Annotated in this window: 15 protein-coding genes; 1 reads left to right on the forward strand and 14 read right to left on the reverse strand. The window is 71.0% G+C overall.

Annotated elements, in window-relative coordinates; genetic code table 11:
* The first annotated feature begins 180 nt into the window (after positions 1 to 180).
* Positions 181 to 609, forward strand: a complete 429-nt coding sequence (locus ACZ5PB_RS29690) for a putative phosphothreonine lyase domain-containing protein (RefSeq protein WP_468695630.1) — start codon at positions 181 to 183, stop codon at positions 607 to 609.
* Positions 610 to 958: 349 nt separating this feature from the next.
* Here ACZ5PB_RS29690 and ACZ5PB_RS29695 read toward each other — a convergent pair whose 3' ends face one another.
* The 14 genes from ACZ5PB_RS29695 to ACZ5PB_RS29760 form a co-directional block, all read right to left on the reverse strand.
* On the reverse strand, positions 959 to 1,528 hold the full coding sequence (locus tag ACZ5PB_RS29695) for a transcriptional regulator (protein ID WP_468695324.1): 570 nt from the start codon (positions 1,526 to 1,528) through the stop codon (positions 959 to 961).
* 74 nt (positions 1,529 to 1,602) lie between these two features.
* On the reverse strand, positions 1,603 to 2,778 hold the full coding sequence (locus ACZ5PB_RS29700; RefSeq protein ID WP_468695325.1) for a 3-deoxy-7-phosphoheptulonate synthase: 1,176 nt from the start codon (positions 2,776 to 2,778) through the stop codon (positions 1,603 to 1,605).
* Between the two features lie 31 nt (positions 2,779 to 2,809).
* On the reverse strand, positions 2,810 to 4,177 hold the full coding sequence (locus ACZ5PB_RS29705; protein WP_468695326.1) for an aldehyde dehydrogenase family protein: 1,368 nt from the start codon (positions 4,175 to 4,177) through the stop codon (positions 2,810 to 2,812).
* Positions 4,177 to 5,733 (reverse strand): class I SAM-dependent methyltransferase, encoded by a 1,557-nt coding sequence (locus ACZ5PB_RS29710; RefSeq protein ID WP_468695327.1) that lies wholly within the window; start codon positions 5,731 to 5,733, stop codon positions 4,177 to 4,179. Before ACZ5PB_RS29710 ends, ACZ5PB_RS29705 begins: the two co-directional genes overlap by 1 nt.
* Positions 5,734 to 5,823: 90 nt before the next feature.
* A complete protein-coding gene (locus tag ACZ5PB_RS29715) occupies positions 5,824 to 6,924 on the reverse strand; it encodes a phenazine antibiotic biosynthesis protein (protein ID WP_468695329.1) in 1,101 nt (366 codons plus the stop codon).
* A gap of 51 nt (positions 6,925 to 6,975) precedes the next feature.
* Positions 6,976 to 8,001 (reverse strand): 3-oxoacyl-[acyl-carrier-protein] synthase III C-terminal domain-containing protein, encoded by a 1,026-nt coding sequence (locus tag ACZ5PB_RS29720; RefSeq protein ID WP_468695330.1) that lies wholly within the window; start codon positions 7,999 to 8,001, stop codon positions 6,976 to 6,978.
* 19 nt (positions 8,002 to 8,020) lie between these two features.
* Entirely contained in the window at positions 8,021 to 8,311 is a 291-nt protein-coding gene (locus ACZ5PB_RS29725; protein ID WP_468695332.1) for a phosphopantetheine-binding protein, read from the reverse strand.
* Positions 8,308 to 9,954, reverse strand: a complete 1,647-nt coding sequence (locus tag ACZ5PB_RS29730) for an amino acid adenylation domain-containing protein (protein WP_468695334.1) — start codon at positions 9,952 to 9,954, stop codon at positions 8,308 to 8,310. The genes ACZ5PB_RS29725 and ACZ5PB_RS29730 overlap by 4 nt, the downstream gene beginning before the upstream one ends.
* A 73-nt stretch (positions 9,955 to 10,027) precedes the next feature.
* Positions 10,028 to 10,552, reverse strand: a complete 525-nt coding sequence (locus ACZ5PB_RS29735) for a flavin reductase family protein (protein WP_468695335.1) — start codon at positions 10,550 to 10,552, stop codon at positions 10,028 to 10,030.
* 35 nt (positions 10,553 to 10,587) lie between these two features.
* Complete coding sequence (phzG, locus tag ACZ5PB_RS29740; protein ID WP_468695336.1) at positions 10,588 to 11,244, reverse strand: phenazine biosynthesis FMN-dependent oxidase PhzG; 657 nt, start codon at positions 11,242 to 11,244, stop codon at positions 10,588 to 10,590.
* Positions 11,237 to 12,088 carry a PhzF family phenazine biosynthesis protein gene (locus ACZ5PB_RS29745; protein ID WP_468695338.1) on the reverse strand — a complete coding sequence of 284 codons (852 nt, stop codon included), beginning with the start codon at positions 12,086 to 12,088 and terminating at the stop codon, positions 11,237 to 11,239. Before ACZ5PB_RS29745 ends, phzG begins: the two co-directional genes overlap by 8 nt.
* Positions 12,081 to 12,461 (reverse strand): hypothetical protein, encoded by a 381-nt coding sequence (locus ACZ5PB_RS29750; RefSeq protein WP_468695339.1) that lies wholly within the window; start codon positions 12,459 to 12,461, stop codon positions 12,081 to 12,083. Before ACZ5PB_RS29750 ends, ACZ5PB_RS29745 begins: the two co-directional genes overlap by 8 nt.
* Complete coding sequence (locus ACZ5PB_RS29755) at positions 12,458 to 14,362, reverse strand: anthranilate synthase family protein (protein ID WP_468695341.1); 1,905 nt, start codon at positions 14,360 to 14,362, stop codon at positions 12,458 to 12,460. Before ACZ5PB_RS29755 ends, ACZ5PB_RS29750 begins: the two co-directional genes overlap by 4 nt.
* The gene (locus tag ACZ5PB_RS29760; protein WP_468695343.1) at positions 14,359 to 14,985 is read right to left on the reverse strand and encodes an isochorismatase family protein; all 627 of its coding nucleotides are present in this window, start codon (positions 14,983 to 14,985) and stop codon (positions 14,359 to 14,361) included. Before ACZ5PB_RS29760 ends, ACZ5PB_RS29755 begins: the two co-directional genes overlap by 4 nt.
* Between the last annotated feature and the right edge of the window lie 39 nt (positions 14,986 to 15,024).

Raw genomic sequence — 15,024 nt, forward strand, 5'->3', positions numbered from 1 at the left:
CGGCCAGGTCCGCGCCTACGACCTGCTGCGCGTGGTCGACCTGGTCGACGACACCTACCGCAGGCAGATGAACCGACAGCTCACCGTCCAGGAGTTCCGCGACCCCGAGCCGGCCTGCCACCCCCGAAGAGCCTGGGGTGGACCGACCGGGTTCGGGCTCCCGAGAGCTTCGACGAGGGCCTGGACGAGTTCGGCAACCAGGTCACTGGGAAGTGGATGCCCAAGGGCATCAACCAGGAGCTGTGGGAGCGGATCCGGGGCGCCACGATCGAGGGCTACCTCGGCACCCAGTCCAAGGTCCTGAAGGACTTCACCCGCGCGTGCGTTTACACCCGCGACTACCGCGACCTCGACGACCTGCGCCGTATCCTCACCGTGCTGCGCGAACTCGGTGTCCACGGCTGGATCGACTACAAGCGGGACTGCGACACCGCCCGGGGCCTGTACGGGCGCGGTGCCCTCTACTGGCAATCGCCGCCGGGGACCGTGGTGATCGAAGTGCCACCGTGGTCGGTCGGCCGGGAGATGGACCGCGAGGCCGCCGCCGAGCCCGCGCCCACCGCGGACGTCGAGGCCGGTACGGGCAACCCACGCCGCACGGGCCGCTGACCGAAGTGCCGGGTTGGGCCCGGCGAGGGCTGCCGGAGCTCGCCCCTGGGCGGTGCGGCTCAAGCTCAACCGCGTGGAATGGGTGGAATGGGTTATCGGCAGCCCGTCGCGTCGGAAGGGGTGGGAAAGGGGGATTGTGGTGAGCAACGCAAGTGGTTCGGGTCAGGAGTGGATGGGCCTGGCGGACGCGATCACTCTGCTGCGGGATCAGGTCGCCGAGGCGCAGGGCCGGATCGCCAGCCAAGCAGCGGAATTCCGTCGCAGGCCATACCCCCCCCCGCCGGTCACTTGGCCGTGGAGCCGCCTCGGGGCCCTGAAACAGATCAACTGGCCTGAGCAGGTACGCCCCCTAAGCCGCGAACCCCACCTTCGTCACGTACTCGTATTGCCTCCACTTCGAGCCGAGGTTGATGATCACGTCGTGCCAAGCATCATCGAGACCTCTCAAGTCCCCGGCAGCCCAGGCTCGGATGAAGTTCTCCCAGCGGCGGACGTTGATCGTGCGGTACTCGACGACACGCGTCAGGCGTTGGTCGACGCCTGACTGGTTGAACGGGTGGATCTCGATGCGGGTGCCGCCGTTGGCGTTGAGGCGTTTCAGGAGGTGTCTGGCGACGTTCTGGCGGCGGACCGTGGTGTAGGCGGTGGCGATCATTTTTAGGCTGGCCCGGGACGGCTGTTGTTTCCCCTGCTGCCATGCCCTGATCGTGCGGTCGGTGACCGTCAGGCCGGCTGCCCTTGCCGCCTGCCTGGCGTGGGGAGTTCGGGTGAGGTAGTTCAGGCGGGCCGTCCAGCCGCGCTTCGAGGTGACCGGGGTGGTGATCCCGCCCGCTAGTTGGTCGAGTTGGGCCGCTACGGCTTCGCCGCCCTTGATTCCGGTGGCGCCGTACTTACCGAAGTCGTGGTTCTTCTCCGACACTTTCGCCTGTTCTCCCCGGTGTGGGTCTCCTTCGGCTTCGCTTTCGTAACCCCGTGCCCCTCCGCGAAGACACGCTACGCCGGGCGGTTCCACAGGCGGGCTGCCAGGTAGGCCAGGTCGAGGGACTGGTGGTGGTTCAGGCGGGGGTCGCAGGCGGTGGTGTAGTTGCGGTTCAGGTCTTCGGGGCGTATGGGGGCGGAGGAGCCGCCGACGCATTCGGTGACGTGGCTGCCGGTCAGTTCCAGGTGCAGGCCGCCGGGGTGGGTGCCCAGTGCTCGGTGGATCTCTACGAAGGCCTGGGTCTCGGCCGCGATGTCGCTGACGCTGCGGGTCTTGATGCCGTCGTCGGTGAGGTAGGTGTTGCCGTGCATGGGGTCGCAGACCCAGAGGGCGGGGAGTCCGGCGGCGGTGATCCCTTCGATCAGTCCCGGCAGGACGTCTCGGATTCGGTCGGCTCCCATGCGGGTGATGAAGGTGAGTCTGCCGGGTTGCCGGGTGGGGTCGAGGAGGCGTGCCAGGGCCAGGAGGTCGTCGGGGGTTGTGTTCGGGCCGATCTTGACGCCGATCGGGTTGTCGACGCTTGCGGCGAACGCGAGGTGGGCGCCGGTGAGCTGGCGGGTGCGTTCGCCGATCCACAGCATGTGGCCCGAGCCGGCGTAGCGCCTGCCGGTGGCGGGGTCGGTGCGTACGAGTGCGCGCTCGTAGTCGAGCAGGAGTGCCTCGTGGCTGACGTGGAATTCGGCGTCGTCGGTGTCGATGGCGCGGATGCGGTCCAGGGCGGCGGCCGACTGGTGGTAGGCGGTCGTCATCCGGCGGGGGTCCGGGGTTCGTTCGTGTTCGTTGAAGCCCGGACCGTTTACCGCGTCGCCCCGGTAGGCGGGGAGCTCCACTCCGTCGCGTGCCTCGGTCGGTCGGGAGCGGGGTTTGGCGTACTGGCCTGCCATGCGGCCCACCGGGATCACCGGAAGTGTCGTGCCGTACGAGATGATCCTGGCCATCTGGCGCAGGGTGGCCACGTTGCCGTTCACCTCGTTGAGGGATGCGGCGCCGAAGGTCTCGGCGCAGTGTCCGCCCTGGAGGAGGAGTGCTCTGCCTGTCGCTGCGGCGGCGAGGCGTTCGCGCAGGCGGTCGGTGGCGGCCGGGGTTGTCAGCGCGGGCAGTTCGCGCAGGTGGTCGGTGACTTGGTGCAGGGTCAACTGGTCTGGCCAGTGGGGCTGTTGGGGGGTGGTGGTGGGCTGGGTGGTGATCATGGCGGGCTCCTGGGCTGTGGCACGTAGGGGGTCAGTTGCGGATGACGGATTTGCTGCGCATGAGGAATTCGGCGAGGTGGCCGTCGTGCGGGAGTCCGTGCTGCTTGAGGTGGGTGGGGTGGCCGCCGCCGACGTAGATGTTGCTGATGGTGGGCTCTGCGACGACCTGCTCGACGAGTTCTTCGTCGTGGGTGACCGCTGCCAGGACGAGGGTGTCCCGGAGGGGTGCGATGCCGTCCTGGCGGGACCAGGGCGCCACCCATACGCAGGGGAAGGGCAGTTCGATGCCTGCCTGGGGGGCGTCCGCGCGGTCGAGCTGGTGGACGGCGGGGCGCAGTACGGCGCTTCCGTCGCCCAGTTCGTCCACGATGCCGTCGCCGCCGAGCCAGGGGCGTGTGCCGGCCGCCGTGCGGTGCAGGTGTGCCTCGATGGCTCGTGCCGCTTCGGTCTGCTGGACGGGGAGTACGGCCTTTTCGTCGGTCGGCGGGAGGGAGGGCAGTGCGGCGAGCCGTTCGGCGAGTGCCTCTGCCAGTGGGGTGGGGTCCGATTCCACGAAGACGGCGGTGGCGTTCACGCAGCCGGTGCCGCCGTGGGCGCTGACCGAGTCGACGATCATGTCCAGGTGGTCGTGCCAGTCCGTGTCGGCGGTGAGCAGGATCTTTGAGCGTCCTGGGCCCTGGAGCCGTAGGGAGGGGTCGCCGCCGTATCGGCGTACGACGTCCGCGCCGCCGTAGACCAGGCCTAGATCGGCGCCGTTCAGCACGGTGTCCGCGTGTTCGTGGGCGGTGGGCAGCAGTGCCACTTGGTCGTTTCCGAAGCCTGCGGTGCGCAGTGCGGTCACGAGCCGGTGCGGGGTGAAGGGCTCGCGTCGTGAGGGGCGGACGGCGACGCGGTAGCCGAGGGCGAGGGCCTGCGGCCAGATGCTGTGGGTGCCGGGGTGGTTTCCGGCGGCGTGTACGGCGAACACTTCGCCGCGCCGGGTCCAGGTGCCCCGGCCGGTCCGGGTGAGCGGGTCCTGCCAGTTGTTGACGTTGCCTGTGGGGCGGGCGTGCTGGACGGTGTCGTGGGCCCGGGTCAGGCGGTCGGCCAGGGCGGTGGTGGTGCGGCGGACCACCGGGAGGGGGGTGCCGCCGGTCCGGCTGGCCGCCTCTTGGTACTCCACGGCGCTCTGGCCGTCGAGTTCGGCGGTGGCGAAGAGTGCGGCGGCCCGTTGCAGGAGTTCGGCCGCTTCTTCAGGGCCGGGTGCGGTGGAGCGGCGCAGGGCGGCTGTGGTGCGGTTGATGAACAGCGGGGGGACCAGGCTGAGTTCGGCGATGGCGTGGCCGGTCACGTCGGGGACGGTGAGCCGTTTCCTGGAGCGGTAGGGGCCCTGCGCGCCGAGGGCGTCGAGGTAGCGCATCAGTGGCCTCCGCGGTGGTGGCCGGGGGTGTGGGTGTGGGTGTGGGGCTTCGTACGGTCGCCCGTCAGGCGGTGCAGCGCGGCGATGTCGGGGGTGCCGTCGTCGCTGAGGGGCAGGGCGTCGAGGGTGACGACGGTGGCGGGCGCCCGGTCGCTCCGGTTGCCGGGGAGCCGGTCGCGCAGCCAGTTGTCCAGGCGGGCGGCGAATGCCTCGGCGCGGTGGGTGGCGGCGGGTACCTCGGTGAGCGGCTGGGGGCGGTGTTCGGGGCGGTAGGTGCCGGTGAGCGCGGTGGGGCGTTCGTTGCCCTCGGTGAAGACGGCCTCGAAGTGGCCGGGGCTTGCGGGAGCGGGGGCGAGCGCGACGTGGTGGCCGCTTCGTTCGGCGAGGAGGGCGAGTTGGTGGGGGTCGACTGCGCCGGGTACGGGCCCGGCGAGGAGGTGGCGGGCCTGTTCGAGGCCGGCCCCGTCCAGCAGTGCCCGGCGGGCGGAAGTCTCGCCTGCGGTACGGGAGTTGGGGATGTGGGTGATGCGTACGGGGAGTGGGCCGAGGGCCAGTGCTGCGTTCAGTTCGTCGGTGCCGGTGACGTCGGTGCCCCAGCGCAGTGCGCGGCAGCCGCCCAGGTCGGTGGGGCGGCCGGGGCCCTTGTGGAGGACGACGTCGTAGCGGTGCCGGGAGAGTTCGTTGTGGTAGTCGCCCCGCTTGAGCTGGATGTCGACGCCGGTGACGGCGGGGACGGTGTGGGGCAGGGTCGCGAAGTAGTCGGGGTGGACGAAGAGTTCCTCCTCCTTGGAGCGGGTCTTTCGCTCGCTGCGCAGGACGCCGGGTGTGTCCTTCAGGGTGGGGCGCCCCAGTGCGACGGCGGTGTGGAGGTCCGCCAGGCTGCGCGGGTCGCGGATGTCGCCGAGGAAGAACGAGCCGCCGGGGGCGAGGAGGGTCAGGGCCCGCTCGATGACGGTGGTGAGGTAGTCGCCGTCGGGGAAGAGCTGGACGACCGAGTTGATGACGATGGTGTCGAAGTACTCGGTGGGAAGTCCGTCGACGCGGTCGGCGCCCTGTGCGCGGAGGGTGACGCGGTCCTTGAGCGCGGGGTCGTCCGCGATGTGGCGGGCGAGGTCGTTGACGGCGACGGTGGACAGGTCCGTGGCCCAGTACTCCTCGCATCCGGCCGCGAGCCGTGCCAGCAGGAGTCCGCTGCCTGCGCCGATCTCCAGGATGCGGCGCGGGCCGAGTTCGCGGATGCGGTCGACGGTCGTGGAGCGCCACTGGCGCATCTCGGGCAGGTCGATCGGGCGGCGGTCGTAACTGCTGTTCCAGCCGACGAAGTTGTCGCCGAACGCGGTGGCGGGTGAGTCCTCGTACAGCCGGTCGTAGATCTGCTGCCAGTCGTCGACCTGTTCCTCGGCGCTGGTGGGGCCGCTGTTGGCCTGTGGTGCGGGGACCACGTAGGCGATGTGGCGCGGGCCGGCCGCCGGGGAGGTGGAGGGTGCGGGGACGACGACGGCCTGTGCGACGTTCTCGTGCTGGGTGAGGAGGGCGGTGAGTTCATCGTGGCGCATGCGGCTTCTCCCTTTCGTTTTCGTTTTCTGCTCGCGGAGGACTTCGGGCGCGGAGGGCTTCGGCGACGGGGGCGGGCGCCGTGGGGGCGGTCAGTAGACGCCTTCGATGACGGCCTCGTTCTCGAAGGTCGCGACGGGTGCGATGTCGGCGACCGAGTCGCCGGCCCGGCCCGCGGGTGCTTCGATGCGGGTGGCCAGGTCGCGTTCCAGGTTGTTCGGCAGCAGGAAGGACTTGCTGACGTGGTGGACGAGGACCTGGCCGCGCTCTCCGTACCCGACCGGTTCGCGGCCGGCGGGGTCGACGACGGAGAACGTCACGTACGGGCTGAGGGGGTCGAAGGTGCAGGGTGCGTCGTCCGGGAGGCCGGGGCGCTCGCCCGCTGTGCCGAGGATCATGGTGCTGCCGTAGTTGCCGCTCAGGGTGGTCCGGGGGAAGACTTCCGTGCGGTACAAGTGCCTTGAGTCGGGGTCGAGTTGGGTGCCTCCCCAGCGGATGGCGCGTACCTTCTCGTTGACCAGTTTCACCAGGTCGTCCCGCCCGGCCAGTCGCTCCAGCAGTGCCGGGGTGATCGTCAGGACGCCGATGTCCTGGGTCCGCAGGATGTGTTCGGCCTGGTCGAGTACGTGTTCCGCGTAGTCTCCGGCGTCCTGGTGGCGGCCGTCGGCGATGAGCTTCTTCACCCAGCGGGGGTCCAGGTCGACCGTGAAGCCGTGGCGGCCGTGGCTGGTCGCCGTCCTGCGGAAGAGCTCTCCGACGATGTGCGGTCCGGTGGGTACGATGCCCAGCCAGTCGGCACCTCGCTCGACGCCGTGCGCGTCGAGGTCGGCGTTGCTGACGCTGAGCATGCGGTCCAGCCAGTCGCGCAGGAGCACGACGCGCTTGGGTGCTCCGGTGGTGCCGCCGCTCTCGAAGATTCCGACCACGTCGGGGCGGGGTCCGTAGCCGCCGGGGATCAGGTCCTGCGCGCGGACGTCCCGCAGTTCCGCGGAGACGTTCGGGAAGAGGGCGAGGTCCGCGTGGGTCCGGATGTCGCTCCGGGGGTCGAAGTCGAGGGTGCGGGCGCGCTCCAGCCAGTACGGCGAGCCGGTCTCGGGGCTGAAGTGCCAGTCCATGGCGGCGCGGAGGAACTCGTCGGGGTCGGGGTGTGCGTCGGCCGGGAGGTCGAGGATTCCGGGTGCGGTCGAAGGCATGGTGGCTCCGTGGGGGTCTGGCGGGGTGCGGGGTTCGGCTGGGTGCCGGTCTCAGATGCGGATGAGCGTGGCGCTCCAGCGGTCGGTGGAGATGCCGCAGAGGGCCACCACTTCGCCGGGGCGCACTTCGCCGCGCCCCAATTGCAGTCCGAGGGCGATCAGTTGGTCCGCGGCTCCCATGTGGCCGTGGTCGGGGGAGAGGGAGGCATTCGTCCGTTCCAGGGGGATGCCCAGGGGCTCGGCGACCGCGGCGATGCTCGCGGCGCTGTCGTTCAGGTAGATCAGGTGGTCGATGCTGTCGCGGGTGATGCCCGCGCGGCGGCAGGCGCCGTCGACGACCTCGACGAGGCGTCCGTACCGGTTGTGCAGGAAGCGCTGGAGCGCCTCGGGGTCGTCGGCGAACTTGCTGCGTACGACCTCGTGTGCGCCGGGGGCGTCGGTGCTCGACCAGCCTTGGGGCGGCAGGGGGTGGACGGTGCCGCCGTAGTCGACGCGGAGCAGGTCGCAGTGTTCGGGTTCGGTGAACTGTTCGGTGGCCAGCCACTGGTTGCCGGTGTGGTCGCGGCGTACGACGACGGCCACGGCCGCGTCGCTCAGTACGGCGTTGACGACGTTCATCCGGTTGCGGTGGAACTCGCTCACCCGGTTCACGGCCACGAACAGCGCCGTGTTGACGTCCGGTTCCATCGCCATCGTCGAGGCCACGTAGTACAGGCCGTGGACGCCGGCGCTGCAGCCCTCGTTGAGCAGCAGGGTCCGGGTGCGTTCGATCTTCAGTTCCCGGGCCAGTACGGCGGCGCTGTCCTGGTAGGCGTACTCCGGCAGGTCCGAGTTGGCGAGTACCACCAGGTCGACGGCGTCGGCGGTGAGGGCGAGCCGGTCCAGGGCCTGCTGGGCCGCGGCTTTGGCCAGTGCGGTGGAGTGCACGTCGTCGGCCGCGCGGTGGTAGGTGCGGTAGCCCCACTTGATCACGCGTTCGGGGTTGGTGACGTAATTTCCGGCGGTCGACGCGACGTCCTGGTCCTCGCCGAAGGCGATGCCGAAGCTCGCGATGCCGAGGTTCACGGTCGGGCTCATGGTGAGGGCTCCTGTCCGGTCAGCCGGCGTCGGCGCGGGCGGCGAGGTCCCGGGCGGCGGTGGCGAGGTCGGCTTCGAACAGGACCATCAGGTCGTAGTCGACGCCGAGGCGGTCCTTGGCGTACCGGGACATCCGCAGGGCGAGGATGGAGTGGCCGCCCAGGTCGAGGAAGTTGTCCTGGGGGGTGACGTCCGGCTCTTCCAGGACCTTGGCCGCCCACTGGACGGTGAGCTCCTGTATCTCGGTGATCCGGTCGGTGTCGGTCGTGCTGTGCGTTGTGCTGTAGGTCGTGCTGTGCGGCGCGCTCATGACTGGCGGTCCCTTTCTTCTTCCCAGAGCCGGGAGATCGCGTCCCGGTCGAGCTTTCCGTTGACGGTGCGGGGCAGTTGCGGCAGCCGCCGGTAGGCGGCGGGCCGCATGTAGGAGGGCAGGAGGCTCTTGAGGTGGTCGCGCAGGTGGCGGGCCGGGGTGTCCGGGGCGCCGGTGGCCGTCGCGTACGCGCACACCAGCCGCTCGTCGCCGTCGCCGTATCGGCGCACCCAGACCACGGCGTCCGCGATCCGCTCGTGGGACCGCACCGCCGACTCGATGTCGCTGAGTTCGATCCGGTGTCCGCGCAGCTTGACCTGGAGGTCCTCGCGGCCGTGGTAGATCAGGGTGCCGTCCGGGCGGCGGCTGACGAGGTCGCCGGAGCGGTAGTAGCGCCGACCGGGGCCGTCACCGGACGGTGGCAGGGTGCGGAACCGTGCCTCGTTGAGCTCGGGACGGTGCAGGTATCCCTTGCTGAGCTGCGGTCCGGCGAGCCAGAGGACGCCCTGTTCGCCGGGCCCTGCCTCGGTGCCCTGTGGGGTGATCACCCGGTGGGCGAAGCCGGGCAGCGGGTGGCCGATGACGGAGTCGCTGCCCGCGATGTCGTCGGTGGTCAGCCGGTGGAAGGTGGAGTGTACGGTCGTCTCGGTGATCCCGTACATGTTGACCAGGGCGGGCCGTGCCGTTCCGTGGCGTGCGGCCCAGGGCCGCAGCGTGTCCGGTGCGAGTCTTTCGCCCGCGAACACGACGTAGCGCAGCGCGCTCAGGTCCGCCTCGCTGTTCAGCGCCGCCGCCGACAGGGTGCTGAAGGCGGTGGGTGTCTGGCTCAGGACAGATATCCGCTCCGCCTCGATGACGGCCAGGCAGTGCTCGGGTGAGCGGGTCTGCCAGTACGGGAGTACGACCAGCCGGCCGCCGGTGGACAGCGCACCCCAGATCTCCCAGACGGAGACGTCGAAGGCGATCGAGTGGAACAGCAGCCACCGGTCGTCGCCGCGGAAGTCGAACCGCTGCGCCGCTGCTGTGAGCAGGGCCGTCACCGCGCCGTGGTGGATGGGTACGCCCTTCGGCTTTCCCGTCGTACCGGAGGTGTAGATGACGTACGCGCAGTCGTCCGGGCCGGGGGCCTGGACCGGGTCGGGGGCTGACTCGGCGGGCGGCGGGGTCGCGTCGTGCAGTTCGGTCACCCGCTCCTCGCCGATGACGGGCAGGCCGTCGACGGCGCAGCCTTCCGGGCTGCCGATGAAGGCGGCGACCCGGCTGTCCCGGAGGATGAGCATGTTGCGGGACGGTGGGTTGCGTACGTCCAGGGGGACGTAGGCGGCGCCGGTACGCAGGATGCCCAGCATGGACACGATGGCTGCGGCGCCGGGCGGCAGCCGCAGCGCCACCCGGTCTCCCCGTCGCACGCCGTAGGAGCGCAGCAGCGCGGCGACGGCGCGCGACCAGGTGTCGAGCTGCTGGTAGGTGAAGGACGCGCCGTCGGCGACGAGTGCGGTGGCCGCGCCGTCGGCCGCGAGGCTGTTCGCGAACGCGGCGGCCAGGGTGCGGGCGGGGTCCTGTCCGTTGTGCGGCCGGCCGGGGCCGGTCCTGTTCGTGTCCTGCTTCGCCGGGGGTGCGGCGACGGGCACGGTCGTGGTCATGGAAAGCACCTCCTTGAGGGCTTGAGGGCTTGAGGCTTGGGGGGGCTCGGTGAGTCCTGCCGGAGCGCCGGGCTCAGGCGGAGGTGACGGCGCGGGCAGAGGCGAGCAGCTGCTCCAGCGGTGGGCCGAGAGGCACCGGGCGGGAGAAGGAGCGGGCGTGGTGGACGAGGGGGGTGCGGTCGGCCGTGTAGGTCTTCTCGACGTGGCCGACGAGGATGGTGTGGTCCCCGGCGTCGAAGCGGGAGTACAGCGAGCAGATCACTCGCGCGGCGGCCCCGGGCAGGACCGGCAGGCCGTCCTCGTACGACTTCATGTCACCGGCCGCGAACCGGTCGGTCCCGGAGGCGGCGAAGCGCAGGGCGATGGCTTCCTGTCCCTGGGCCAGCACGTTGACGGCGAACCGCTCGGCGCCGGTGAAGGCGGCGTGCGTGGTGGCTCCCCTGTCGAGGCAGACCAGGACGAGCGGGGGGTCCAGCGACACCGAGGTGAACGAGCTGGCGGTGAAGCCCCACCGGGTCCCCGAGTCGTCGACGGTGGTCACCACTGTGACCGGGCCCGGTACCCGGGCCATCGTGTCCGTGAACGCCGCGCGTTCCATGCCGGTTCCTCTCCTTGGCTTCGCTGTGTGGTGTGTCAGGGCTGGAGTCGGCCGGTCCGCCAGCGCGCGCCGTCGCGGGCGTAGTGCAGCCTGCGGTGCAGCCGGTCCGGGCTGGCGCTCCAGAACTCCAGCTCGGCCGGTTCCAGCAGGTAGCCGACGAAGCGGGCCGGGCGTGGCAGCGGCTCTCCCGTCCGGCCGAGGCCGCGTGCCCTGGCGCGCAGGCGCTCGGTGTCGTGCACGGGTTCGCTCTGGTGCGAGGCCGAGGTCATGGGGTGCAGCGCGGCCGGGCGGGCGGACCACAGGGCGTCGCACTCCTGAGGGCCCAACTGCCGTACGGGACCGGTCACTACGACTTGCTGGGCCCGTTCGCGCCAGTACAGGACCGCGCTGGCCCAGCCGTTCGCGGCCAGGTCGCGGCCCTTGCGGCTGGTGCTGTGGGTGGTGAAGACGAGTCCCCGGCCGGTCAGTTCGCCGAGGGTGACGATGCGGTTGGAGGCCCGGCCCCGTTCGTCTGCGGTGGCCAGTGCCATGGAGCGGGGCTCGCGCACACCGTCCTCGGTGGCCGCGTCGAGCCACTGCCGCAGCAGGGGCAGCGGGTCGGGCGGCGGGTCGTCGTACTCGGGGAAGTCGAGGCCGACGGACCCGGTCAGGGATTCGTGCCGGCTGACGTTCTCGGTGGGGGCGCTAGACATGGAGCACTCCGTGGGCGACCGGCACGCCGTGGCCCCGTACCCAGACGGCTTCGATCCGCTCGTCGTCGCCCTCGGCCAGGGCCCGCATCAGCGAGGGGCGGCCCATTTCGAGGCCCTGGAGGATCTCGATCTCCTGCCCGTAGGGTGCGAGTCCGTGCCTGGCCAGGTGGATGGCGAGCGGCCCTGCGGCCGAGCCGGTCGCGGCGTCCTCGACCACTCCGTACGCGGGGGAGAACATCCGGCTGCGCCACTGGGTCCCCTCCCCCGCGAAGCAGTTGGCGGCCATGTCGGGGAAGGCGGCGAGCGCCCGGTGGTCGGGGCGCAGCGCGGAAAGCGCGTCGAGGCTCGGCAGGCCGACGAAGGCGTGGCGCGGTCCGTTGCGGTAGATGTCCACGGGCACGGTGGCGGTGTCCACGCCGAGGGCCGCGCAGAGTGCGTCGGCGTGCTCGTAGGGCTCCCAGGTCGGGACCGGCTGGCGCATCCGGACCGACACCGAGCCGTCCGGGTTCGCCGGGTCGTCGGGGGTCAGCTCGAAGGGGATGATGCCCATGGCCGTCTCCAGGCGCAGCCGCTGTTCCTTGAACTTCAGGCCGAGTGCGACCGCCGTGCCGAGCATCGGGTGTCCGGCGAAGGGCAGTTCGTTGACGGGGGTGAAGATCCGGATGCGGGCGTGGGCGGCGTCCGTGTCGGGTGGCAGTACGAAGGTGACTTCGGAGAGGTTCATCTCCTTGGCGATGCGCTGCATCACCTCGGGCGTCAGGTCGGCGGCGTCGAAGAAGACCGCCACGGGGTTGCCTTCGAGGGGGGTGCGGGCGAACGCGTCCACCACCATGTAGTCATGCACCGGTCATGCTCCCTGTGAGTGAGGGGTGGGTAGGGGAAGGGGCGTCGAGTGCCGGGCCGAGGCCGTGCAGCGAGGACAGCGTGTGTACGCCCTCGGCGGTGGCCTCGACCTCAAAGCTGGTGCGGTGCGTGGGCGGGCCGCCGAGCAGTTCGGCCGCCCGGTTCGGGGGCAGTTGGGCGCTGCCGGGGCGGTCGCGCTCCCAGAGCATCACCGCGCCCCACCGGTTGCCCGTACGGTCGGCCATCCAGAACTTCAGGGCGAGGCCCGGTACGTGGGCCCACGGTTCGACGGCGCCGTCGCGCAGGTGCTCCCGCAGGGAGTCGATGCTCTGGCCGGTGCCGTCCAGGTCCCACCAGGCGATGTCGGCCCTCATCGGTCCATCGCCCAGCGGACGGCTTCGGCGGTGATGCGCGGTCCGTCGACGGTGAGCACCGATTCGGCGTGGAACTGCATGGTGGCGAAGTGCGGGCCGCGCAGCGCGTGCACTTCACAGGTGTCCGCGTCGCGGCTGATCTCGACGATTCCGACCCCTGCGGCCTCCAGTTTGTCCTCGGGGCTGTGGGCCGCGTAGGTGTTGTAGAAGCCCAGCCGCTCGCGGCTGCCGTACAGGTCGGTCTCCCGCTGGACGCCCTGGTTGGGCACCTTCCGGCGGACGAGGTCCAGGCCGAGCCGCAGGCTGAGTACCTGGTGGCTGAGGCAGACGGCGACGAAGGGGCGGCGTTCGGCGAGCAGGACGTCAACTGCCTTGCGCAGGTGGGTCATTCGGGGGTCGTCCGGATCGCGCGGGTCGCCGGGTCCGGGTCCCAGGACCACGAGGTCGTGGCCGTCGAAGGAGTACGGCTCGTCGAACCGCCGGACGGTGACGTCCAGGCCCAGCGCCCGGAGCTGCTGGGCGATCATCGCGGTGAAGGTGTCCTCGGCGTCGACGACGAGGGTCTTCAGCCCGGCGAGTGCGGAGACCCGGCTGCGCCGGTGGCCGGCGTCGCGCAGCCAGAAGTCCGAGATACGGGTGTTGCGGGCGCGCAGGGCGGCCAGCACCTGGGGGTGCTCCTTGAAGCGGGCGGGTGCGTCCTCGTCGAGCGCGGCGAGCAGCCCGGCGGCCTTGGCCCGGGTCTCGGCCGCTTCCGACGCGGGGTCGGAGTGGCGTACGAGGGTGGCGCCGACGCCGATCCGCATCCGCCCCTCGGGGGTGATGTCGGCGGTACGGATCAACAGGGCGGAATCCAGGGTGCGTTGGGCGTGGGCGTCGCGGCCGATGAGCGCCGCGACCCCCCCGTAGTAGCCCCGCCCCTGCGGTTCGTAGCGGCTGATGACGCCGGCCGCGCTCTGCAGGGGGCTGCCGGTGACGGTCGGCGCGAACATCGTCTCGCGCAGGATGTCGCGCACGTCCCGGTCGGTGTGCCCCTCGATGACGTACTCGGTGTGGGCGAGCCGGGTCATCTCCTTGAGGTACGGCCCTGCGACGCGCCCGCCGGCGGGACAGAGCCTGGCCATCATCTTGAGTTCCTCGTCGACGACCATGTAGAGCTCGTCCGCTTCCTTGCGGTCCGCGAGGAAGTCCGTGACGCCGCGCAGGGTGGGCCCGGTCGGCGGGTAGCGGTAGGTGCCGCTGATGGGGTTCATCACGGCGGTGCCGCCGCTGAGCGAGACGTGCCGCTCCGGGGTGGCGCCGACGAAGGTGCGGTCACCGGTGTGGATCACGAACGTCCAGTGGGTGCCCTTCTCGCGTTCCAGCAGCCGCCGGAACAGGGACAGCGCCGTACGGGGGGAGAAGCCGTCGATGTCGGCCAGGAAGGACCGTTTGACGACGAAGTTGGAACCGGCGCCGGTGCCGATCTCGTCGGTGACGATCCGGCGGACGGTCTGTTCGTAGGTCTCGTCGTCGATGTCGAAGTGGCCGCCGGTGACGGACACCGGGGCGTCGGGGATACGGGTCAGGACGTGGGCCAGCGGCAGCGTGGTCTGCTCGTCGGCGGCCATCGCGATCAGCGGCGCCCCGTCATCGGGGGCGTCGAAGCCGCGCTCCGCGAGCTGCCGGTAGGGGATCAGGACGAGGACTTCGTGGGCTGCTTCTGGTGCGGCGCCGCCGCTCGCTTCGTGCTGCGGGCGCAGCGGGATGTCCGCGAGCGAGGCGGGCAGCGACACCGCTCCGGCCAGTACGTCGACCGTGCCCGTGCCACGGGGGTCGCTGTCCGGGCGGTGCAGGAGGGCGAAGGCGGGCGGGCCTTCTCCGTGCAGGATCCGCTCCAGGAGGTCGGGTCGGCGGGAGTTCATGAGAAGACCTCCGCCGCGGGCAGGACGACCGCGCACCGGCGTGCCGCGTAGTCGAGGGCGAGCCGGTGGTCGGCCTCGCTGAAGTCGCCGAGCGCGTCGGCCACGAGGAAGGGCTGGATGTCGTGCGCGAACGCCTCCAGGGCGGTGCCCAGGACGCCGATGTGCGCGTACACGCCGCACAGCACCAGCTGGTCGCGTCCGGCCGCGCGCATCCGTTCCAGCAGGTCCGAGCGGAACAGGGCGCTGTAGCGCAGCTTGGTGAACTGCCAGTCGCCTTCCTCCGGCGCCAGTTCGGGCACCACTTCGCGGTCCGCGGGGTCGGTGCGCATGCCCGGTCCCCAGAAGTCCAGCAGCAGTCCGCGCTGTGCGTCGTCCATGCCGCCGGGCTGGGCGGTGTACGCGACCGGTACGCCCAGGGCGGCGGCGCGTTTGCGCAGCTGGGACGTGTGGTGGACCAGGTCGCTGCGGAGGGGCTCGGGAAGGGAGCCGACGAAGTACCGCTGCATGTCGTGGATGAGCAGGACCGAGCGTTCCGGACGCGGGATCCAGGGGGCGGTGTTGCTCGGCAGGGTCTCCCGCGCCGGCAGCGGGTAGGGCGTGATGACCGGCAGTCCGGCTGTCATCGGGCGTCTCCTCGGGTGCTGGCGGTCACGTGGGTATCC

This window comes from Streptomyces sp. NPDC032721, assembly GCF_055579625.1.